This is a genomic window from Veillonella sp. S13054-11 (assembly GCF_002959795.1).
Taxonomy (GTDB): domain Bacteria; phylum Bacillota; class Negativicutes; order Veillonellales; family Veillonellaceae; genus Veillonella; species Veillonella parvula_E.
On the sequence record NZ_PPCY01000005.1, the window covers coordinates 174,638 to 196,223 of the forward strand.

Here is a 21,586-nt window from a genome sequence, read left to right on the forward strand (position 1 = left end):
ACATTACGCCTCCTTACGAGACACTAATGTATGTGTAGAGCCAAATGCTTCAACACATTCTGGGATTGCTTGCTTCAATAGATTTTCAGTTTCTTCGTCAATTTTCTTAGACGTTTCAATGTTAGTGATGATTTCAGGATAATTTGCTTTTACATAACGTAAAAGTTCAGCTTCAAAGGACAATACATCTGCCACTTGAATATCTGCTAAGTACCCTTTAGTACCAGCGTAAAGGTTGATAACCATTTCCGCTACACTCATAGGCTCATATTGACCTTGTTTTAACATTTCAGTTAAGCGTTCACCACGATCAAGTTGAGCGCGTGTAGCCGCATCAAGGTCAGAACCAAACTGAGCGAAAGCAGCCAACTCACGATATTGAGCAAGGTCCAAACGCAATTGGCCCGCCACTTGCTTCATCGCTTTAGTTTGTGCGCTACCACCTACACGGGATACGGACAGACCTACGTCAACAGCTGGACGAATACCAGAATAGAACATATCTGTTCCCAAGAAAATTTGACCATCAGTAATGGAAATTACGTTTGTTGGAATGTATGCAGATACGTCACCTGCTTGTGTTTCAATGATTGGCAACGCTGTAATAGAACCTCCACCAAGTTCAGATGAAAGTTTCGCAGCCCGCTCTAATAGACGACTGTGTAAGTAGAATACGTCGCCTGGATATGCTTCACGCCCTGGTGGACGGCGCAATAATAGGGACATAGCACGATATGCAGCCGCTTGTTTTGTTAAGTCATCATATACGCATAATACGTGTTTACCTTGGTACATAAAGTATTCACCCATGGCAACACCAGCATATGGGGCAATGTATTGAAGAGGTGCACCTGTGGAAGCACTCGCAGAAACTACGATTGTATATTCCATAGCGCCTGCTTCTTCAAGTTTTTGTACTACGCGAGCAACTGTAGATTCTTTTTGACCAATAGCTACATAAATACAAATAACATCTTTGCCTTTTTGGTTCAGAATAGTATCTAAGGCAATCGCAGTTTTACCTGTACCACGGTCACCGATGATAAGCTCACGTTGACCACGGCCGATTGGTACCATCGCATCAATCGCTTTAAGACCTGTTTGCAATGGTTCATTTACGGATTGACGATCCGCAATACCAGGTGCTGGATGTTCGATAGGACGACGTTCTGTAGCTTGAATAGCACCCTTGCCATCAAGAGGTTGACCAAGAGGGTTTACTACGCGACCAATCAAGGCATCTCCGGCAGGAACGTCCATAATTTTGCCAGTACGGCGCACTTGGTCCCCTTCTTTAATCGAGAAGTCATCACCTAATAGTACGGCACCCACATTATCTAATTCTAAGTTCAAAACCAAGCCATATACGCCGTGTGGTAATTCTAGCAACTCACCGGCCATGGCTCTTTCAAGACCATAAATATGGGCGATGCCATCCCCTACGTCGAGAACAGTACCCACATCATCGACATTGAGGTCAACATCATAGTCCTGAATCTGCTGTTTGATTATAGCAGTGATTTCTTCAGGCTTCATTTTCATATATACCCATTCACCCCTATCTAATAGAGTTCGTTCTTAATAAAGATTTTTCTAATTCCTCTAAACGACGAGATACAGAGCCATCAATGCGTTTATCCCCTACTTGGATAATAATACCACCCATAATAGATAGATCTTGACGCACAGATAAAATAACATCTTTCCCTGTTACTTCTCGTAATTTAGCTTGTACAGATGCTTCTACATCAGCTGTGATTGGTTCTGCTACAGTTACAGTAGCTTCCAAAATACCACGAGCCTCTCGTGATTTTTGAATAAACGCTGCAATGGCCTGTGCAATATAACGATGGCGCCCGCGTTTAATCATCACATAGATAAAGTGTAAAGCAACTTTGTCGATACTAGATTCAAAGATGGAACCAACTAACTTAATCTTTGCATCTTCTGTAACGATTGGATTTTCAAGGAATAAACGAAGTTCAGGCTGTTCCGCCATAACGGACGCTACATAACCTAATTGCTCCTCCATGAGTTCCAAAATATTTTGTTCTTGAGCTAATTCAAACATAGCCGAACCATATTTATCTGCTACAATTTCTATGCTCATCGTATCACAACCCTATCGTTTTACTATCAAGTTGACGAATAGCGTCTTCGATCAATTTTGTATTAGTTTCGCTGTTCATATCTTTAGCAACAACTTTACCAGCCATAGCTACAGATAAAGATACCACTTCGTTACGCAAGCTGTTCATAGCACGATCGCGTTCGATGGCAATATCTTGACGAGCACGATTTTTTTCTTGTTCAATTTGCTCGCGAGCTGTTGCCAATTGTTCTCGTGTAGTATTTTCTGCTTCTTGAATTGCTTTTTCAACAATTTGTTGTGCTTCTACACGAGCATTAGAAATTTGAGCTGCATAATCAGCTTTAAACTTTTCTGTCTCTGCACGGGCTTGTTCAGCAGCTTCTAAATCTTTAGCAATTCGTTCTTTACGTTCTGTCATCATAGCCAATAATGGTTTATATGCAAAACGCGCCAATAGCCAAACTAATATAAAAAAGTTCAACATTTGAGCAAGAATCGTTCCAAGGCTTAAGTCAACCAAGGTTATTCCTCCTCGTTATTATCTGAATAACAAAATAAACGCAACTACTACACCGATGATAGGCATCGCTTCGATTAAACCAATCGCAACGAACATAGTAGACATCAATTGACCACGCAATTCAGGTTGGCGTGTAATACCTTCGATTACTTTACTAGATACAAGACCGTCACCGATACCTGCACCAATGGCACCACAACCTACTGCGATCGCTGCTGCTAATGCGAATAAACCTTGAGCTTCCATAATATATCCTCCATATATAATAATTAATGTTCCTCACTAAGAGCCATCCCTAAATAGGATGCTGTAAGAACGGTAAAAATAAAGGCTTGAATAATGCCGATAAACAAACTAAAAGCAATCCACACCCATGGTACAGGTACAAACCAAGGCAACTTGTATAATACTTCTAACAAAATTTCACCAGCTACGATATTGCCGAATAGACGGAAAGCAAGCGTAACAGGTCTAGCGATCTCTTCAAAGATATTAAGTACTAGCAAAGCCTTATAAGGTCGTACAAAATGCTTAAAGTAAGATAAGCCTTTAACTTTAATACCCATAACCCATACTACTAATGTACTACATAAAGCCAATGCAACTGTAGTATTGATATCAGATGTTGGTGATGTTAACGCCTTAAGTGTAGGCATTAAGCCTAATTCATTTCCTACAAAAATAAATAAGAAAAACGTAAATAACAAGGAACTCACCATCGGCCAATGACGACCCAAGTTCGGAGCTAATTGCCCCTCTAAGCCTTCTAATATAGATTCCACTATATTTTGCAAGCCTACAGGCACCAATTTACGTCCTCGGGTGGCTAGTATTGTTATTAATATTACAATAGCCATAGTAACCCATGTAGCAATCAAGGTATCTATATTAAATGTCAACCCCAACCACTGCACGACCTCATGGTGTCCCGCATGTAATACCACGTTCTCAACCCCTTTCATAGATATAATAAAACCTAATATATTTACAATTAATATAAATATAACATATATGTATCATCATACATCGTTATAGATATATAATCAACACTTGAAGGGTAAGCAATTCCAATTAATCATAAATATAATGTATACAATGCATAATTGGAATACCTTTGTTGTTCCTATTTTAGGTCATTTTAGAACTAAAACTGGCAACTGAGCCACCAGTACACAGCATATAATGCAGGCTGAATAAGCGCGATACCTATAAACATGCTAACAGCCTCTACACCGGGAATTTTCAGACCTAAGACCACTAGAGAGCCTACTAACATAAGGCGCCAAATCATCTGTCTACGAGATTTACGTACGGCTTTATAAGGATCTCCTGACACAATAGATTGTCCATGCAAAGCTAGGCTAAGTAAGTAGAGAACCATTATAAAGATGCCCCAAAGCCATCCCCATAGATACTGTTCTAAGCCACATAAAACTTGTATTATACTGCCCAAAAAAGCAATAAAAAAACAAGTCAGCAGCACTCGCACTATGAATTTTATATATTGATTCATACATACCTCACTACTTAACTTGTTTATATAACATATAAAACCCTGTTATAGCTCCTATTAGGCCAAATATGACCATGCAGAGTGGTTCCGTTTGAAGCCAAGTATCCAATTTATAACCTAGCCAAATAAAACCTCCTATACAGGAGACCAGTGTGACCCCCGCTGATGTTGCCATGGCGAGGGCTTTCACAAGATCCTTATCCATATTATTTACCAAATCGTTCAGGACGATTAGGATTGCCTAAGAACTCATGGCGCAACGCTTGGATGATGCGTTCAGATGCTTTACCATCACCATATGGGTTAACAGAGTTAGACATCAACTTATACGCTTCAGCATTGCTCAATAATTCATAAGCGGCTTTATGTACCGCATCTTTATCAGTACCTACAAGGCGAACGGTACCTGCTTCTACTGCTTCAGGACGTTCTGTCGTATCACGCAATACGAGAACTGGCTTACCAAGAGCTGGGGCTTCCTCTTGAATCCCACCTGAATCAGTCAAAATCAAGTAAGATTTAGCCATCAAGTTTGCAAACGGTTCATAGTCAAGAGGATCAATTAATGTAACACGCTCCACAGAACCAAGTTCCTCTTGTACAACTTGGCGAACTTTAGGATTTTTATGTACAGGGAAAACAACTTGAATATCTTCAAATTCATTGATTAAATCTCGAATGGCTTGATATACATGGCGCATAGGTTCACCTAAGTTTTCTCGGCGATGTGTGGTAACAAGAACCGTACGTTTTTTAGGATCAAGAGCATTAATAGCTGCATCATCGAATACATAGTTGTCTTGTACAGTCGTATCAAGAGCATCGATAACAGTATTCCCTGTTACATAAAGATGTTCTGTATTAATATTTTCCTTTTTTAAATTGCTTTCAGAACTAGAAGTAGGCGCAAAGTGATACGTCGCAATAGAGCCCGTCAATTTGCGATTCATCTCTTCAGGGAACGGAGAGTAAATATCACCTGTCCGTAGTCCTGCTTCCACGTGACCTACAGGAATTTCTTGGTAGAAAGAAGCCAATGCCCCAGCAAAGGTAGTTGTAGTATCACCATGAACGAGTACCACATCAGGTTTTGCTTCTTCTAACACATCTTTAAGGCCCATCAAAGCACGATTAGTTACATCATATAGTGTTTGACCTTGGCTCATAATGTTTAAATCATAGTCTGGGGTAATATTAAACAAGTTTAGTACTTGATCGAGCATATCTCGATGCTGTGCCGTAACGGTTACGATAGGTTCCATATCTGGTGCTGCTTGTAATGCTTTTACAAGAGGAGCCATCTTGATAGCCTCAGGTCTTGTACCAAAGATTGTCATAACTTTTAACATAATTGCCTCCAACATAGTAGGATAGAAGAAATGGGGCGCCAAGCGCCCCACATATGGTTATTCCTTATGAGAATCATCTGTATTCTCCAAGGCTTTAGCCAATTCATCGCGATCAAAGGATATGGTATCATCCGAATCGCTGCGTTCAATTGTAGGACGTGGTAACGGATGCCCTGCCGCATCACTATGCATGATAACGCCAAGGCGTCGTGCAATATAAATACTACACAAGAAAATTACTAATACCAAGGTCGCTCCGACCCAAGCATTGACCTCTGCAACAATAACAGATACACCGCCGAAAAGAGCTGTTACTGCATACATCAACAATACAGCTTGCTTTTGTGTTAATCCTTGTGCCAATAAACGATGGTGAACATGACCTTTATCGGGTTTAAAGATGGGACGTCCACTGATTTTACGGCGCACAATGGCAAATAAGGTGTCCAAAATAGGCAAGCCTAACACAATGGCAGGTACCACTAGAGCAATCATAGCAGCTGTCTTCACAGCGCCCATAACGGAAATAGCTGCTAATGTATAGCCTAATAACATGGATCCCGTATCACCCATGAATATTTTTGCAGGATTGAAGTTATACCGCAAGAAACCTACAGTCGCACCTGCTAAAGCAAGAGAGATACAAGCAAGATCAGTTTGACCAAGTTGCAATGTCATTGCACAAACAGCGATACATGCGATAAAGGAAATACCTGCAGCCAAGCCATCAAGGCCATCGATGAGGTTTACAATATTTGTAAAACCAACTATCCAGAAAATAGTCAATGGAATAGCCCAATACTTGAGATATACTACACCACCCCAAGGAAGGTTGATGAAATCTACTCGAATATCATAAGCCACCAGGATAGCGGCTGCTATAATTTGTCCCATTAACTTAGTTTTTGGCTCAATTTGTTTAATGTCGTCCCAAATACCAACTAGCACCAAAATGACTGTACCAAGGACAAACCCAAACAATTTATGATCATGCGGAATGGAATCGTTAAAAAGAACCGATCCCACATAACCGAGAAAGATTGCTAATCCACCAAGTCGTGGAATCGCACCATGATGCACCTTTCGAGCATCAGGCTTATCTATTGCCCCAACAGCAACGGCAAAGCGTTTTACCAATGGGGTAAGTGCAAAGGTTATGATGAGCGCTAGTACAAAGGCCCACACATAATCGAGCACATATTCACTCATAAGACACCTCCAACAAGTAGGTTGTAAAAACGGATTAGTTCGTTAAGCTACGAATAGGAGCAGGAATTCTGCCACCACGGGCGATGAACTCGGCTGCACTATATGGACTCACTTCGATAATAGGAGCATAACCTAATAATCCACCAAATTCAACAACCTCTCCAACAGTCTTACCAGGTACAGGAATTACACGAACCGCAGTTGTCTTATTATTAATCATACCAATTGCTGATTCATCTGCAATGATAGCAGAAATGGTGTCAGCAGTAGTGTCTCCAGGAATAGCAATCATATCAAGCCCTACAGAACAAACACATGTCATGGCCTCTAATTTATCAAGTGTCAAACTGCCACAGGATACAGCATCAATCATGCCTGCATCTTCCGAGACAGGAATGAATGCACCACTAAGACCACCTACGTGAGAAGAAGCCATAAGACCACCTTTTTTCACAGCATCATTAAGTAATGCTAGTGCCGCTGTAGTGCCATGACAACCACAAGAGGACAAGCCCATTTCTTCAAGAACATGAGCTACAGAGTCACCTACAGCTGGCGTTGGCGCCAAAGATAAATCAATAATACCAAATGGTTTACCGAGACGACAAGATGCCTCTTGGGCTACCAATTGACCTACACGCGTGATTTTAAAAGCAGTACGTTTAATCGTTTCTGCTACAACGTCAAAGGATTGACCTCGAACGGATTCAAGCGCATGTTTTACAACGCCCGGGCCAGATACACCTACAGAAATAGCACTATCCCCTTCTGTTACCCCGAAGAAAGCCCCCGCCATAAACGGGTTATCCTCTACAGGATTACAGAATATTACGAGCTTAGCGCAGCCAAGAGCATCATTATCCTTTGTAAGCTCTGCAGTTTTCTTAACGATGATTCCCATGTCTCGCACTGCATCCATGTTGATACCAGTTTTAGTAGAGCCCACAGCAATAGAGCTACAAACGATATCCGTAGTTGCCAGTGCTTCAGGAATAGAGTCAATCAAAATGCGGTCGGCTCGAGTAGCGCCCTTTGTTACAAGCGCAGAAAAGCCGCCAATAAAATTAACACCTACAGTTTTTGCAGCACGATCCATAGCTTCCGCCACAGGAACATAGGATGTTAAATCACTACCTCCTGCAACTAGAGAAATGGGTGTTACAGAAATACGCTTATTGATAATAGGGATGCCGAATTCTCGCTCAATATCTTCCCCTGTAGATACAAGATGTTCTGCCTCTTTTGTAATACGGTCATAAATACGGTCACATAGCTCTTTACCAGAACTAGATGCACATTCAAGCAAGCTAATTCCCATCGTAATAGTACGAACATCAAGCTTGTTATCATGAATCATCTGATTCGTTTCTAAAATATTATCGATAGATAACATAAGTGCCTCCTATCCTACGCGGTGCATGCTTAAGAAAATATCAGCATGTTGTGCACGGATTTCAACACCTAGTTCTTTACCTTGAGTCGTCAAAGCCTCTTGGATAGCTGTAAGATTTTTCATATCTTCAGACTTGGTTTCACACATCATAATCATATTGAAAACGCCATCAAGGATGGTCTGATTAATGGACATAATATTTACACCGTAGTTAGCGAGTACGGTACTAACTCCAGCAATGATACCAACGCGGTCTACCCCGACAACGGTAACAACTAATTTCATAACATCACCTTCTCTAAGCACTACAAACTATATAGCCAGTAAAGGGCATTCAATAAACTATATTAATATATTATAACACATTTATTATTTTTCATGAGTGAAATCTTTATGAGTTTTCTAGTGAAAACAATATGTTATACTTCGTCAGACAAAGCACTTGTTACAATCTCTTCACCAGCAGTTAACAATGCGATAAGACCTTTGTCACCTTTATAGCTTTCACCATAAATTTTATATAAATCTTCAGTACCAGATGGACGTGCTACAAACCAGCCTGTTTCCGTTTCCACACGAACGCCATCGATAGGCATATCTTTATACAGAGAAGTAGTACGAACATTAGTAATCGCATCACCATCTACTTCGGTAGCCGTAATGGAGCTTGCATTTAATTGTTTCAACTTAGCCTTGGCCGCCTTTGTACAAGGTGCATCAATACGACCAAAACGAGGATCGCCACACCCTACAACAAGATTATTATAGAGTCGGTCAACAGTAGCCCCCATAACGGCATACATTTCCATCGCAAGGAGAGCCATTACCATGCCATCTTTATCAGTAGTCCATACGGTACCGTCTTTTTTAAGGAACGATGCACCAGCAGATTCTTCACCGCCAATGCCAATCTCACCATCGAATAATAGGGAACTAAAATATTTAAATCCTACTGGAACCTCATAAACAGGAATCTCTTTACTAGCAGCCCATTTATCAATCATAGTGGTACAAACAACGGTTTTACCGACCCCTTTATTTGTCCAACCACGAGTCGTAAACAAATAATCCGCCGCAGTCACAAGGAATGCGTTTGGAGAAGCTAGCCCATACGGACTAACGATACCATAGCGGTCATAATCAGGGTCATTCCCAACAGCGAGATCATAATTACCAATTTGTTTAATTACGTCAGCCATGGCATATTCAGATGAACAATCCATACGTACCTTACCATCATGGTCATACGTCATAAAGCTAAAAGTTGGATCATATTCATCATTGATAATATCCATGTTGAGATTATAGCGCTCTTTAATAGCTCGCCAATAACCTAGTCCACTACCGCCGAGGGCATTAACGAGGACCTTAGGTTTTGCACTTTGTATTGCCTCCATATTAATAATAGAAGACAGTTCTTCTACGTACAGGCCTTTATAGTCATACGGAACTTGTTGATCAGGTTCAATATTGTCGATACTAATACGTTTGAACCCTTCTAATTCACAATATGCACGAACATATTCATTAGCACGGGTTTCAATCCATTTTGTAACGAGAGTATCCGCCGGGCCGCCATTAGTAGCGTTATACTTGATGCCACCGTTATCTGGAGGATTATGAGATGGCGTAATCACGATACCATCCGCTTTATCATCATGGCTTTCATTATAACGAATAATGGCACGAGATATAGATGGTGTCGGCACAAAATCCATATCGGAATCAACCATTGCCGTTACACCATTGCCAGCAAGAACCTCTAGAACCGTTACAAGGGCTGGCTGAGATAAAGCATGTGTATCTTGACCGACAAAAATCGGACCTGTAGCGCCGAATTGTCCACGGCCATCACAAATAGCCTGTGTAATAGCGGCCACATGTAAATCCGTAAAAGTACCATTTAAAGATGTACCGCGATGGCCAGATGTGCCAAAGGATACGAGTTGTGTCGGATCTGTAATATCCGGAGCATTATCAAAATATGCATCCACAAGGGTTTGCACATCGATAATATCTTGTTCTTGTACAGGCGTACCTGCTAATTTGTGAGTCATAGAAACCTCTAATCTTATCTTGAGGGCAAGCCCTCTTATTTTACAACCTTGATATTCTATCAATTACATTAAATTATTTCCAAAATGTATGTATCATTCATAAAATATTATATTTACACATAATTAATATAAGATGACAACAGCCAGAGATTTTATCATAATTCTTTATTTTGATTTGTTACAACTATTTTCATCTATTACAACATTATTGTTCGCTTCGGTAGTTATATCTTGTGATTTCAGCTGTTTAGATATTTCCGCAGGAACAATAGGTTGAGTAAAACCTTGCCCGATAACCTCTTGAGCATCAGTAATCAAGATAAACACATTTGGGTCCGCTTCTTGAATAACCTCTTTCAATTTATTTACCTGCAGCAAGTTAACTGCAACCATCACAATTTGCTTAGGCGTACGTGTATAAGCGCCAATGCCATTGATAATAGTAGCGCCACGACCGACCTTATTGATGATGCATTCACATACCTCATCGGTACGATAGGTAATGATGAAAGCAACTTTACGTTGATTAAAGCCGATTACCACCTTATTTGTAATAATAGTATACACATACACACTGATAAGAGTTACAGCTACCGCTTCAAGTCCAACAACTCCGACAGCAACTAAGAGGATGGCACAGTTGATAGCGCTATTAATGGACCCCATTTGAAGGCCATAATATTTGCGAACGATAAGTGCAATCGGATCAAGGCCCCCTGTATTACCACCTACACGGTAGACGATACCAAGCCCTAGTCCAGTTGTGATACCTGCCATCATAGAACTGAGTAGTGGATCCTTAATAATCATGTCATATTGCAAGAAACTAAACAGATCAATCATCCACGATAACATGAGCGTACCATACAAGGTATTAAGCACTACACGTTTACCAAGCCACTTCCAAGCAGCCCAAAATATAGGGACGTTCAAAATAACGTTCCAAGAACCAACGGATAATCCCGTTAAATAATACAAAATCAACCCTACCCCACTAATACCAGTACTAACCAGTTTGTGAGGTAGTACAAAGGCATCTAAACCAGCACCAAAAATTGCACAACCAATAGCAACTATGACACATTGATAGACAACATCTTTATACTTGGCGAACATAGCTCCCTCCAAATTGCCATTTCACTATAAATATTCTATAATGAACTAATTAAAACATACGCTGTTTACAATGCTTTTAATAATCAAACAACAGGTATATACAAAATCATCATAAACCACTTAATGGTTATTTTCAATCACTTTATAACAGTATAAAATAAACATATAAACTGCATATATTTTGTACATTACAAACGAGGCTATTATGAGTAAAAGTTTTGAGCAACTCGGTTGCAGCAAAATTAATATTGGGCTTGCTATTACAGACAAGCGTGACGATGGATACCACGACATCGATTCTATATTTCAATCGATTCGCCTTAGTGATTCTATTTATTTCGCTAAGCATCATTCCGTAGTATTTTCTGGTGGCGCTCCCGAATTGCCTGACTACATGCAAAAACTCGTAAGCTATGGAGAAGATAATCTCGCGCTCAAAGCGTTACGCGCCATACAGACCTATACGGGTTGTAAAGCCGGTGCCGCCATCCACCTATTAAAACGCGTCCCTATTCAAGCGGGTCTTGGTGGCGGTAGTGCAGACGCAGCAGCCATGTTATTAGGTCTCAACCGCTTTTGGGACTTACGTCTTACACAAGAGGAACTTTTAAATATTGGTGCCTCACTAGGATCTGATGTGCCGTTCCTACTACAAGGTGGTACAGCTCGCGGAACAGGTCGTGGCGAAGTGTTAACCTATAGTCAATCGCCAGAAGCACATTGGCTATTACTAGTAAAGCCAAAGGTATCTATTTCTACAGCAGTTGCTTATGGTCGCTTCAGCGGTAAATCTAAAGCCACCACAAAAACGATCGATACCGTTCTGAATCATCTTAAGAATAATGATTTACAATCTGCTTTTACTAGTAGCGCTAATACTTTCGAAGAATTATTATTCCCAGATCACAAAGAATTAGTGGTATGTAAGAACTTTTTCACTAGTCGTGGATACCCAACTATCATGACAGGAAGCGGGCCTACGATGGTAGTATTACTTAACAAGCCTATGGAAGCATTGCAGTTACAAGAAGAGATTAAAGCTGCTGGTCATGATTGGCTGTCACTCATTACTAAAACATGTACACAGGAGGACTTAGTATGACAAAACGGTTACAACCTATACGACTTGATGCGTATAAACCACTAAGAGAAGTGGTAAGTGAAACATTGCGTCAAGCCATCCAAGATGGAGTGTTAAAACCTGGGGAGCGCCTCATGGAAATTCCCCTTGCCGAAGAGTTAGGCGTAAGTCGTACCCCCATTCGTGAAGCCATACGTAAACTAGAACTAGAAGGCTTTGTCGTTATGGTGCCTCGCCGCGGCACCTACGTTGCCAACATCTCTTTGAAGGATATCACTCAAGTATTTGAAATCCGCTCTGCCCTAGAAGAACTTGCAGCCGGCCTTGCAGCAGAACGGATTACGGAAGAAGAAATCGAAACTCTAGAGAGAATGCTTGTAGAAATCGGCGATCATATGGAAAACAAAAATATGGAATCCGTCGTCGCTGCGGACGTAGAATTCCACGAAGTCCTCTACCGCGCATCTCGTAACGAAAGATTAGCAGACATCGTTCACAACTTGCGAGAGCAAACCTATCGCTTCCGTAGTTTTTCTATGAACCAACCAGGTCGTCTTAGAAAAACTTGGGAGGAACATCGTCAATTAGTGGAAGCCATCGCCTCTCACAATGCCACACAAGCTCGTAAACTAGCTCGAATTCACATGGAACATTCTGAACAAACCTTGTTGCAAGGAATGGAAGAGTCACAAGAATTTACTAAGGCATAAAAAATATCCTACAAAATACTATATAAAGCAAAAATCCTTCCTATTTGTGAAGGATTTTTGTTTTACATAGTCTATAGAAATTGATACAATATCATTGATTATTATGAAATATGGATTTTTTATAAGAAAGGGAGTTTTTATGGAAGCAATGCTCAATGATGCTATATCCACCATAAACGGTTATTTATGGAGTTATTTCATCATTTTTATTCTCATCGGCGCAGGTCTCTTCTTTACGATGACAACGAATTTTGTACAAATTCGCATGATTAAAGAAATGATTCGCCTCGTAATTAACGGCGCAGGTAGTTCTACAGAAAAAAATCATGTATCCTCATTCCAAGCATTCTGTGTTAGTACCGCATCTCGTGTAGGTGTTGGTAATATCGCAGGTATAGCTATTGCCGTTGTACTTGGTGGCCCTGGTGCCATTTTCTGGATGTGGGTTATCGCACTTATCGGTGCTGCCACTGGCTTCATCGAATCTACATTAGCACAAATCTACAAAGAACCTGTTGCTAAGGGCGGTTTCTATGGCGGACCAGCTTACTATATTCGGTATGGTCTAAACAACAAGGCATTATCTATTCTATTTGCTATTTTAATCAGTATTACCTATGGTTGGATTTACAATTCTGTACAAGCCAATACATTGGCTGCATCTCTCCAGGTATTCAACCTTGATGTGTCCTATACAGGCGCTGTAGTAGCAGTCCTTCTTGGTATTATCATATTCGGTGGTATCAACCGCGTTGCAAAAGCATCTGAAATCATTGTTCCTATCATGGCGATTCTATACATTGCTACTGCATTATTTGTGGTAATTATGAATATCACCCAATTCCCACATGTAATCTATACTATTTTCGCCTCCGCATTTGAGCCTGTTGCAGCAGGTGGTGGCTTATTAGGTGCTACTGTTATGAATGGTATCAAACGGGGGCTCTTCTCTAACGAAGCCGGGGAAGGTTCTGTTCCAAACGCAGCCGCTACGGCAGCTGTTAACCACCCTGTAGAACAAGGTCTTGTACAAGCATTCGGCGTATTCCTTGATACATTCATCATTTGTACAGCTTCTGCTTTCATCGTACTCATCGTGGGTGATTACAGCACTACAGGTCTAACAGGCATTGCTCTTGTACAACATAATCTAGCTCAACAACTTGGTTCTTGGGCGCCTACAGCCGTAGCCATTTTCATCGTTATGTTCTCCTTTAGTTCCTTAATTGGTAACTATTACTACGGTGAAATCAATATCAGCCACTTAACAAATAAACGATTCTACCTACATTTGTTCCGTATTGGCGTAATTCTTATGACATTTGTTGGCTCTATTGCTTCTCTAGATCTCGTATGGAATCTAGCCGATTTATTCATGGCTTTCTTAGTATTAACTAACGTAAGTTCCATCGTACGCATGGGGCGCACAGCAGGTCTTGCCCTTGACGACTATATCAAACAACGCAAAGCAGGTATTGAAACGCCTGTATTTAACCGTTCCATCCTAAATCACACATATGGCATCGTATGGTGGGGCGATGGTCAAACTACAGACTCCTCCGTACCTCCTACTCCGATTGAAGATACAGTGGAAAAATAAAATATATTGACCTATGAGGCTGGTGAAAGTATCTTTCACCAGTCTTTTTCGTATAATCTTTAAATTCGTATAATCTTTAAAATACTTTATTAATACATACAGATGGGTCTATATTCTTCGAAATATAGATTTTTATTTTTTGTAAAAGTATCCATTTTCATAGATAAGACTATCCTCCACCAAGAGATTTTAAAGTGACAGATATCACAGTAACCATCTATATTTTTCCTACTTTTAAAGGTTAAAAACTATAGAATATATTTATAAAAATATAAAGGGTATTCTATTTATAATGTCGAATACTTAAGTATGTGAAAAATTAGCACTAATTAATTTACTCTGTTATCCGGGAGGTAATTATGAGCGGTTATAACCCATATGAAAACATGTTAAACACATTAGACGTAGCAGCTGAAAAGCTCGGCTATACTCGTAGTGAATACGAAGTATTGCGTCACCCAGAACGGGAACTAAAAGTAGCAGTTCCTCTTCAACTAGACAATGGCGAAGTTCGCGTATACGAAGGCTATCGATGCCAACATTCCACATTGCGTGGTAGTGCTAAGGGCGGTCTTCGCTTCCATCCAGATTCCGACGAAAATGAAGTGCGTGCACTTGCGGCATGGATGACTATTAAAAACGCTATCGCTAACATTCCTTATGGCGGTGGTAAAGGGGGCATCAAAGTCGATCCTAAAACTTTAAACCCTCGTGAGTTAGAACGCTTAACTCGTAACTTCGTACGCCGTATTGCACCTATCATTGGTGTTAATACTGACGTTCCTGCACCAGACGTAAATACGAATGCCCAAATCATGAGCTGGATTGCTGACGAATACAGCACATTAAAAGGCGAATGGAGCCCAGGTATCGTTACAGGTAAACCAATCGAAGTAGGCGGTTCCTTAGGCCGTAATGAAGCGACTGGTCGCGGTTGTCTCATCGCATTGCAAAGCTATCTTGCTAAGAAAAACTTAGATATTAAAAACCTTACAGTTGCAGTTCAAGGTTTTGGTAACGTAGGTTCCGTAGGTGCTCGTCTCATTGCACAAGCAGGCGCAAAAGTTGTGGCTATCGGCGACGTAAGTGTTAACATCTACAATCCTAACGGTCTCGATGTTGAAAAAGCATACGAATATGCTAACTCCCACGGTCGTTCCCTAGAAGGTTACAGCGAACCAGGCATGACTACAATTGGGCCTCAAGAGTTATTGACTCAACCAGTGGATGTATTGTACATGGCGGCCCTTGAAAACCAATTAAACAAAGACAACATGGAAAATATCCAAGCTAAGATCATCTTGGAAGGAGCTAATGGTCCTACTACTAATGATGCGGATAAATACTTCTATGAAAAGGGCATTGATATCATTCCTGACGTGCTTGCTAACGGTGGTGGCGTAGTTGTATCCTACTACGAATGGGTACAAAACAAAGCAAGCTTCTACTGGACTGAAGAAGAGGTTAATGAAAGATTAACTAAAAATATGCAAAATAGCTTCGAAGCTGTTTGGGAAATGCAACATAAATACAATGTACCACCTCGTCAAGCAGCGTACATGGTTGCTCTTGAACGACTCGTAGTTGAAACTAAATGGCGTGGCTACAACTGTTAAACTCCTATACCTCCATACATATTAGCCATGAAAAAGGCGTAAGCTCAATGTGAGCTTACGCCTTTTTGTTTGCCTATAAACCTTTTTATTTACCTGCAAGTCGCAGTTGAAAGATCTAAAGATGTTCAATTACTTACTTAGTTTTATTAGCAAACTACTTATTATTAGTTTTATTTGAAAGCACCTAACAAAGCTGCCATGCTAGGACGACTGATCAAAGCTTTCACCAATACAGAACCAAGAATAGCCGGAATAGTTTGACCAACGATAAGATTCAACACTAATGGCCAGTATGGAATACCAAGTAATGGACTGAGCCACAATGGCACACATAATGCAGGCACAAAGACGATTGGAAGCATTACCCACCAAGCACTGAGGCCAAGCTTGCGCATTCCTACGATGATGCCAGTCGTTAATACGCCCACACCAAAGCCCCCCATCATATCGAGGATGCCAAGACCACCGAATAGGAAGTTAGAAATGAGGTTGCCAATCCCCATGGGAATCACCAAGAACGGAAAGGCATAAGCAAGTGCATATAATGATGTTGCTATACGAATTTGATAAGCCCCGAAGGAAACGCTTTGCGTTACATACAATACAACGATGTACAATGCCACAACCATAGCAGAAATAGTCAATTTGCGTGTAGAAATCATAACACTCACCTCCTCAAAATAAAAAAAGCATGGCAAAACTACCATGCTATAAATGCTTATGAATTTCCGTAGTTTTGTTTAGAGACAGGATGGTTTCAAACTGTCTTATTTAGTTGTCGCCTTTAGGCAGTACTAATATTAGCATATATCTAATATTTTCGCAACCAATTTGGTTGTAGGCGGACTTGTCTGTGAATCTACTATTAGTGTTAAGTTTGTAAGGACGGGGTGGCGTAAGATACCTTTCCTCATCGCTCCACTGGCGAACCGGTCATCGGCCGAAGGCCTCAACCTGCCAAAGTCGCTCTTTGAAAAGGTATCTTCCACCACATCAAATTAAGCAAATCAACGTTTATCACAATACTAGTGACGTAAAAGTCCGCCTTAAGTCAAATGAACACTCTAACCAATTAGAATATATGCAAAGTAGTCGCCCAAAGACGACTACTAATTTAAGCCAGTTTTAGTAGAAGTATATAGAGATAACTACTTTTACAATGCTGGATCTTTGACTCCGTTTGCATGGAAGGCTTTTGCTCTGTCGATGCATGTGCCGCAGTGTCCGCATGGTTTGTCTCCGCCTTCGTAGCAGGACCAGGTTAAGTGGTATGGTACGCCGAGGCGTAGACCTTCTTTTACGATGTCAGCTTTGTTGGAGTTAATGAAGGGTGCTTCTAAGGAGCATTCTTTACCGGATCCTTCAAAGATGGCGTCACCCATGGATTTGTAAAAGTATTCCGTACAGTCAGGGTATGCATTGCCCGCCGCATCATCACTATGAGCACCATAATAGATATAGCCACAATCTAAGGATAACGCCAAAGATGCTGCGGCGGATAGGAATAAACCATTTCTAAACGGTACATAAGTGCTTACTATCCCTTTGCCTTCTATATCTTGTTGTTCTTTGTAGGAACCTTGCGGAATATCTTCACTAGATTGTGCTAATAAGGAGCAGTTACTAAAGGCAAATAACTTAGTAACATCCATCGTTTTACCTTCCATGCCATAGTACTCTAAAATAGCTATAGCAGCCTCTAATTCTTTACTATGTTTTTGACCATATTGAATCGATAAAGGCACCACATTATCTTTGCCAAATCGTTCAATGGCAAGGGCTAAACACGTAGTACTATCTACGCCACCACTAAAAAGAACGACGGCCTTTTGTTTTTGAGCCATAGTATCTCCTTTTCTATCACAACAGCCTCATCCGTAGATGAGGCTGTGCTTTTACATTCACTAAAATTTTATAGATCAATAACCAATTCTACTGGACAGTGATCAGAGCCAAAGATTTGTTGGTGAATCTTAGCTTCTTGGATTTTATCGTCAAGACGTTTAGATGTGATGAAATAGTCAATTCTCCATCCTGTATTTCGTTCACGAGCTTTCCCCATGTAGGACCACCAGCTGTATTCTTCAATCGCATCTGGATAGAGATGGCGGAATGTATCTGTAAAGCCTGCCCCTAAGAGTTCTGTCATCTTTGCACGCTCTTCATCGGAGAAGCCTGCATTTTTACGGTTCGTCTTAGGATTTTTTAGGTCAATTTCTTGGTGTGCTACATTGAGATCACCACATAGAATGACAGGCTTTTTCTTATCTAATTCAAGTAGATAATTGCGGAATGCATCTTCCCAAGTCATACGATAATCAAGGCGTGCCAATTCTCGTTGACTATTAGGTGTGTAGCAGCATACTAAATAGAAATTATCATATTCAGCAGTGATAACACGGCCCTCTTGATCATGCTCTTCAATGCCAATACCGTTAGCTACAGACAAAGGCTTAACGCGCGTGAATACGGCAGTACCACTATAACCCTTTTTCACAGCGCTATTCCAATATTGCTCATACCCTGGCAACTCCAAAGAAATTTGATCGGGTTGCAATTTTGTTTCTTGCAGGCAGAAAATATCTGCATCTAATTCATTAAAGGATTCCATAAATCCCTTTGTTACAGCGGCGCGGAGGCCGTTTACATTCCAAGAAATTAATTTCAATTCTTACTCCTTTATAATACTTCGCATCAATCTAATACTATTCACCGTATTTAACTTGGTGAAAGTCTCTTTCACATAGAATATACGTCAAGTTTTTGCTTAATGTAAGCTAATCTAAAGATTATATGTTAGCAATACTACTGCTTTTTATGTTTCTTAGCATGTCTTGCTTCTGCACGAGCCTTGCGGGCATTTTCATTTGCTTTAAGATCGCTTTCACGTTTCTCACGAAAATAGTTAGCCACCGCCGACAAGACAAGGATTACTAATACAGTTACATTAAACATACCAGGTCCAAAGGTATAGATATGATAACACAAATAACCAAAGGCAACGACTGTTAATAATTGTTTTAATAGATTCATTCGCCCTCCTAAGTTAGTTTAATGTTTCTACACCTGTACTAAGCGGGAAGCTTTCATACGTTACCCAGTCACTAGAACTACCAACATATAAAGCAGATTCAAGCCCTACTTCACTCATGGTTAACAACGCATTGCAGGCAGTCACACCAGACCCACAGTACGTTACAACTGGCCTATTTTGGTAAATTTCGTTGTAATACTCAGCCTCTAAATCTTTCAAGGATTTAGGACCATCTACGGTATAACCGCTTTCATAAAAGTGATTAACAGCGCCAGGGATATGGCCTGTCATGCCATCCATCGTATCTACTTGAGATCCATCATAGCGGAATGGTGCACGAGCATCAATGATAACATGATCTCCGCTTTCACTAGCCTTGAGTACCTCATCACGGCTCATAACCATATGCGTTTGCAACTCGTAGTTAAAGATAGATGGTTCAGCAGGTAATGGAGTAGGCTCTTTAGTTAGGAGATGGCCCTCTCGAACCCAACGTTCAACACCACCAGACAATACACGTACATCAGTTAAGCCCATGTAGCGCAACGTCCACCAAAGACGGCCCGCTAAAAATAGCCAAGAATCATATACTACAACCTTGGAGTTGCGAGTAATGCCATAAGACTCAAAGGTATGAGCCAATCGTTCCATATCTGGCAACGGATGACGACCACCATGCTCGCCCAAAGGACCTGTTAAATCCTTATCTAAATCTACCGCATAAGCCCCCTTAATATGGCCCTTTTTATAATCTTGATACCCTCGAGCATCTAAAATGATGACCTCATCGAAACAAGCTAATAATTCTTTAGGAGTGATAAAATTTGACATGTTGTACTCCTTTCTTTGATTATATCGAAAAATACAAATCTTTTAATATTATTATATACGACTATAGCGGGATATACAATTGAAAGCTACTGATATTAAAAACTCATCACAATTGCGTAACCCATCTTCAATGGCAGATAATACATTACGCCCTTCCCCATTAGCAATAAGTTCCGAAGATGTAGCAAAATTGATTAAATGATTCGATTCTGACATAACGAACTCCCCATATAATGAATACTATACTTGCTATTATACCAGCCGCAGCTGCAACGTCTAGAGAGTATATAGTTTTACTTTTAAAAGTATATTTTTATAACAGCTTACAGCCTCATTCATCGTTTAATCGCTAATTATAAATATAAATACATGTCCAAATCTAACATTTTCATCTATTCCTTATAATTATCGTATCTATACGTCTTTTTTGCCACGTAAAGTTGTGATATAATGTAAATAATTACTCTTAGGACAGTAGTCTGTCCAAATGGATCCAAAAGAGTTAGTGTGTTTTCAAGGAGCGTGCGCAGTTGAAAAAGGGGTACATCAAGTTAATAGCAGCCATTGTGCTTGGTGCTGCTATTATCGGTGGTGGGATCTATGGGGTGTATACACTCTTATCATCCAATACAACGACAATTTTATATCGATCAACCGTTGACGATAAAATCAACGCCATACGACCTTATATTGTTGCATTAGATGCATATAACTCATACAGTGTAGCCTATGCTAGCCAATTACAGCCAACTCTTGAAGAGTTGCGCAATGGGTCTCATAATACGACGATTACCTTACCTAAATATAAGGAACTTAAAGCTGCATTAGAGGTAGCAAAACAAGATAGTTCTACACCCTACGAAGACGTAAACCAAGCGACAAATGACGTCCTCGTAGTACTTGATCAAATTATTCCTATTGCTGATCAGTTGCAATCTTACTATGTGGAACGTCGTTATGAAAAGGATAATTATAAAGGTAGCGATGAGCTAGCAGCTCAATATGTACCTTTAGCAGAACAGTTCTACGCTACATATAATGCATTAGACTTAGCTTTAGATAATCGTAATAATGAGCTTTATAACGAACGCATGACTGAGTATCAGGGAGAAAAGCGGGAAAATGCGGTTAACTTTATAGAGATAAATCTCATAACAGCACAAACTATTGACCTTATTGATCCAGATGGGAATACAGACACCCAAAAGGTAGAATCAAACTTACAACAAATTACACAACGCCTCAATAAATTACAACCTGGTACTACACCAGAAGTACAAAATGCGGTAAGAGAGTATCAAGACTCAGTAAAAGAATTTGTTGCAGAGGCACGCAACTACATTATTATCAACTCATCTTATGGCGAAGCTTATACGCAATTATTTACCAAGTATAATAAAATGATTGGCAAGGCCAATGCAGTTAACATGGCAGACTTAGATGTAACAGAAAAAAAATAATATTT

The 21,586-nt window shown here is 40.3% G+C and carries 24 protein-coding genes; 5 read left to right on the top strand and 19 right to left on the bottom strand.

The annotated features are described in order from the left end of the window. Positions 1–3: 3 nt before the first annotated feature. The 13 genes from atpA to VPHSUH08_RS06355 all read right to left on the bottom strand — a co-directional run bounded on the left by atpA (position 4) and on the right by VPHSUH08_RS06355 (position 11,249). A complete protein-coding gene (atpA, locus tag VPHSUH08_RS06295; protein WP_105087019.1) occupies positions 4–1,542 on the bottom strand; it encodes a F0F1 ATP synthase subunit alpha in 1,539 nt (512 codons plus the stop codon). A 16-nt stretch (positions 1,543–1,558) separates the two neighbouring features. After that, positions 1,559–2,110 (bottom strand): ATP synthase F1 subunit delta, encoded by a 552-nt coding sequence (gene atpH / locus VPHSUH08_RS06300; protein WP_021148537.1) that lies wholly within the window; start codon positions 2,108–2,110, stop codon positions 1,559–1,561. A 4-nt stretch (positions 2,111–2,114) separates the two neighbouring features. Next, entirely contained in the window at positions 2,115–2,612 is a 498-nt protein-coding gene (atpF, locus tag VPHSUH08_RS06305) for a F0F1 ATP synthase subunit B (protein ID WP_012864787.1), read from the bottom strand. 18 nt (positions 2,613–2,630) lie between these two features. Continuing rightward, positions 2,631–2,858: a F0F1 ATP synthase subunit C gene (gene atpE, locus VPHSUH08_RS06310; protein WP_004695064.1), complete on the bottom strand. Its 228-nt coding sequence runs from the start codon at positions 2,856–2,858 to the stop codon at positions 2,631–2,633. Between the two features lie 23 nt (positions 2,859–2,881). Further along, on the bottom strand, positions 2,882–3,556 hold the full coding sequence (gene atpB / locus VPHSUH08_RS06315; protein ID WP_004695063.1) for a F0F1 ATP synthase subunit A: 675 nt from the start codon (positions 3,554–3,556) through the stop codon (positions 2,882–2,884). A 200-nt stretch (positions 3,557–3,756) separates the two neighbouring features. After that, entirely contained in the window at positions 3,757–3,993 is a 237-nt protein-coding gene (locus tag VPHSUH08_RS09610; protein WP_042986657.1) for a hypothetical protein, read from the bottom strand. A gap of 142 nt (positions 3,994–4,135) precedes the next feature. Then, positions 4,136–4,330 (bottom strand): AtpZ/AtpI family protein, encoded by a 195-nt coding sequence (locus VPHSUH08_RS06325; protein ID WP_012864790.1) that lies wholly within the window; start codon positions 4,328–4,330, stop codon positions 4,136–4,138. Between the two features lies 1 nt (position 4,331). Continuing rightward, on the bottom strand, positions 4,332–5,474 hold the full coding sequence (gene wecB / locus VPHSUH08_RS06330; RefSeq protein WP_105087020.1) for a non-hydrolyzing UDP-N-acetylglucosamine 2-epimerase: 1,143 nt from the start codon (positions 5,472–5,474) through the stop codon (positions 4,332–4,334). A gap of 57 nt (positions 5,475–5,531) precedes the next feature. Next, positions 5,532–6,683 carry a glycosyltransferase family 4 protein gene (locus VPHSUH08_RS06335; protein ID WP_105087021.1) on the bottom strand — a complete coding sequence of 384 codons (1,152 nt, stop codon included), beginning with the start codon at positions 6,681–6,683 and terminating at the stop codon, positions 5,532–5,534. Positions 6,684–6,717: 34 nt separating this feature from the next. Continuing rightward, positions 6,718–8,076, bottom strand: coding sequence for a PFL family protein (locus VPHSUH08_RS06340; protein WP_105087022.1), 1,359 nt, complete (start codon positions 8,074–8,076; stop codon positions 6,718–6,720). Between the two features lie 9 nt (positions 8,077–8,085). Next, positions 8,086–8,361 carry an ACT domain-containing protein gene (locus VPHSUH08_RS06345; protein WP_004695058.1) on the bottom strand — a complete coding sequence of 92 codons (276 nt, stop codon included), beginning with the start codon at positions 8,359–8,361 and terminating at the stop codon, positions 8,086–8,088. 134 nt (positions 8,362–8,495) lie between these two features. Further along, positions 8,496–10,133: a phosphoglucomutase gene (locus VPHSUH08_RS06350; protein ID WP_105087023.1), complete on the bottom strand. Its 1,638-nt coding sequence runs from the start codon at positions 10,131–10,133 to the stop codon at positions 8,496–8,498. 165 nt (positions 10,134–10,298) lie between these two features. Continuing rightward, complete coding sequence (locus tag VPHSUH08_RS06355; RefSeq protein WP_024061087.1) at positions 10,299–11,249, bottom strand: YitT family protein; 951 nt, start codon at positions 11,247–11,249, stop codon at positions 10,299–10,301. A 205-nt stretch (positions 11,250–11,454) separates the two neighbouring features. Between VPHSUH08_RS06355 and ispE the strand changes: the two genes are divergently transcribed. The 4 genes from ispE to VPHSUH08_RS06375 all read left to right on the top strand — a co-directional run bounded on the left by ispE (position 11,455) and on the right by VPHSUH08_RS06375 (position 16,256). After that, positions 11,455–12,351 carry a 4-(cytidine 5'-diphospho)-2-C-methyl-D-erythritol kinase gene (gene ispE, locus VPHSUH08_RS06360; protein ID WP_105087024.1) on the top strand — a complete coding sequence of 299 codons (897 nt, stop codon included), beginning with the start codon at positions 11,455–11,457 and terminating at the stop codon, positions 12,349–12,351. After that, positions 12,348–13,040: a GntR family transcriptional regulator gene (locus VPHSUH08_RS06365; RefSeq protein WP_058948102.1), complete on the top strand. Its 693-nt coding sequence runs from the start codon at positions 12,348–12,350 to the stop codon at positions 13,038–13,040. The genes ispE and VPHSUH08_RS06365 overlap by 4 nt, the downstream gene beginning before the upstream one ends. A gap of 139 nt (positions 13,041–13,179) precedes the next feature. Further along, complete coding sequence (locus tag VPHSUH08_RS06370; protein ID WP_105087025.1) at positions 13,180–14,640, top strand: sodium:alanine symporter family protein; 1,461 nt, start codon at positions 13,180–13,182, stop codon at positions 14,638–14,640. A gap of 359 nt (positions 14,641–14,999) precedes the next feature. Continuing rightward, positions 15,000–16,256 (top strand): Glu/Leu/Phe/Val dehydrogenase, encoded by a 1,257-nt coding sequence (locus VPHSUH08_RS06375; RefSeq protein ID WP_105087026.1) that lies wholly within the window; start codon positions 15,000–15,002, stop codon positions 16,254–16,256. 170 nt (positions 16,257–16,426) lie between these two features. Here VPHSUH08_RS06375 and VPHSUH08_RS06380 read toward each other — a convergent pair whose 3' ends face one another. The 6 genes from VPHSUH08_RS06380 to VPHSUH08_RS09560 form a co-directional block, all read right to left on the bottom strand. Beyond that, complete coding sequence (locus VPHSUH08_RS06380; protein WP_105087027.1) at positions 16,427–16,918, bottom strand: QueT transporter family protein; 492 nt, start codon at positions 16,916–16,918, stop codon at positions 16,427–16,429. Positions 16,919–17,410: 492 nt separating this feature from the next. Beyond that, positions 17,411–18,100 carry a 7-cyano-7-deazaguanine synthase QueC gene (gene queC, locus VPHSUH08_RS06385; protein ID WP_105087028.1) on the bottom strand — a complete coding sequence of 230 codons (690 nt, stop codon included), beginning with the start codon at positions 18,098–18,100 and terminating at the stop codon, positions 17,411–17,413. Between the two features lie 68 nt (positions 18,101–18,168). Continuing rightward, positions 18,169–18,924: an exodeoxyribonuclease III gene (locus VPHSUH08_RS06390; RefSeq protein WP_101928473.1), complete on the bottom strand. Its 756-nt coding sequence runs from the start codon at positions 18,922–18,924 to the stop codon at positions 18,169–18,171. 137 nt (positions 18,925–19,061) lie between these two features. Further along, positions 19,062–19,289, bottom strand: coding sequence for a hypothetical protein (locus VPHSUH08_RS06395; protein ID WP_008602417.1), 228 nt, complete (start codon positions 19,287–19,289; stop codon positions 19,062–19,064). 13 nt (positions 19,290–19,302) lie between these two features. Continuing rightward, entirely contained in the window at positions 19,303–20,121 is an 819-nt protein-coding gene (locus VPHSUH08_RS06400; RefSeq protein ID WP_105087029.1) for a sulfurtransferase, read from the bottom strand. A gap of 51 nt (positions 20,122–20,172) precedes the next feature. Continuing rightward, the gene (locus tag VPHSUH08_RS09560; RefSeq protein ID WP_004697506.1) at positions 20,173–20,337 is read right to left on the bottom strand and encodes a hypothetical protein; all 165 of its coding nucleotides are present in this window, start codon (positions 20,335–20,337) and stop codon (positions 20,173–20,175) included. 314 nt (positions 20,338–20,651) lie between these two features. Here VPHSUH08_RS09560 and VPHSUH08_RS06405 point away from each other — a divergent pair, with 314 nt between their 5' ends. Next, positions 20,652–21,581 (top strand): DUF3829 domain-containing protein, encoded by a 930-nt coding sequence (locus tag VPHSUH08_RS06405; RefSeq protein ID WP_004695044.1) that lies wholly within the window; start codon positions 20,652–20,654, stop codon positions 21,579–21,581. Positions 21,582–21,586 lie beyond the last annotated feature (5 nt).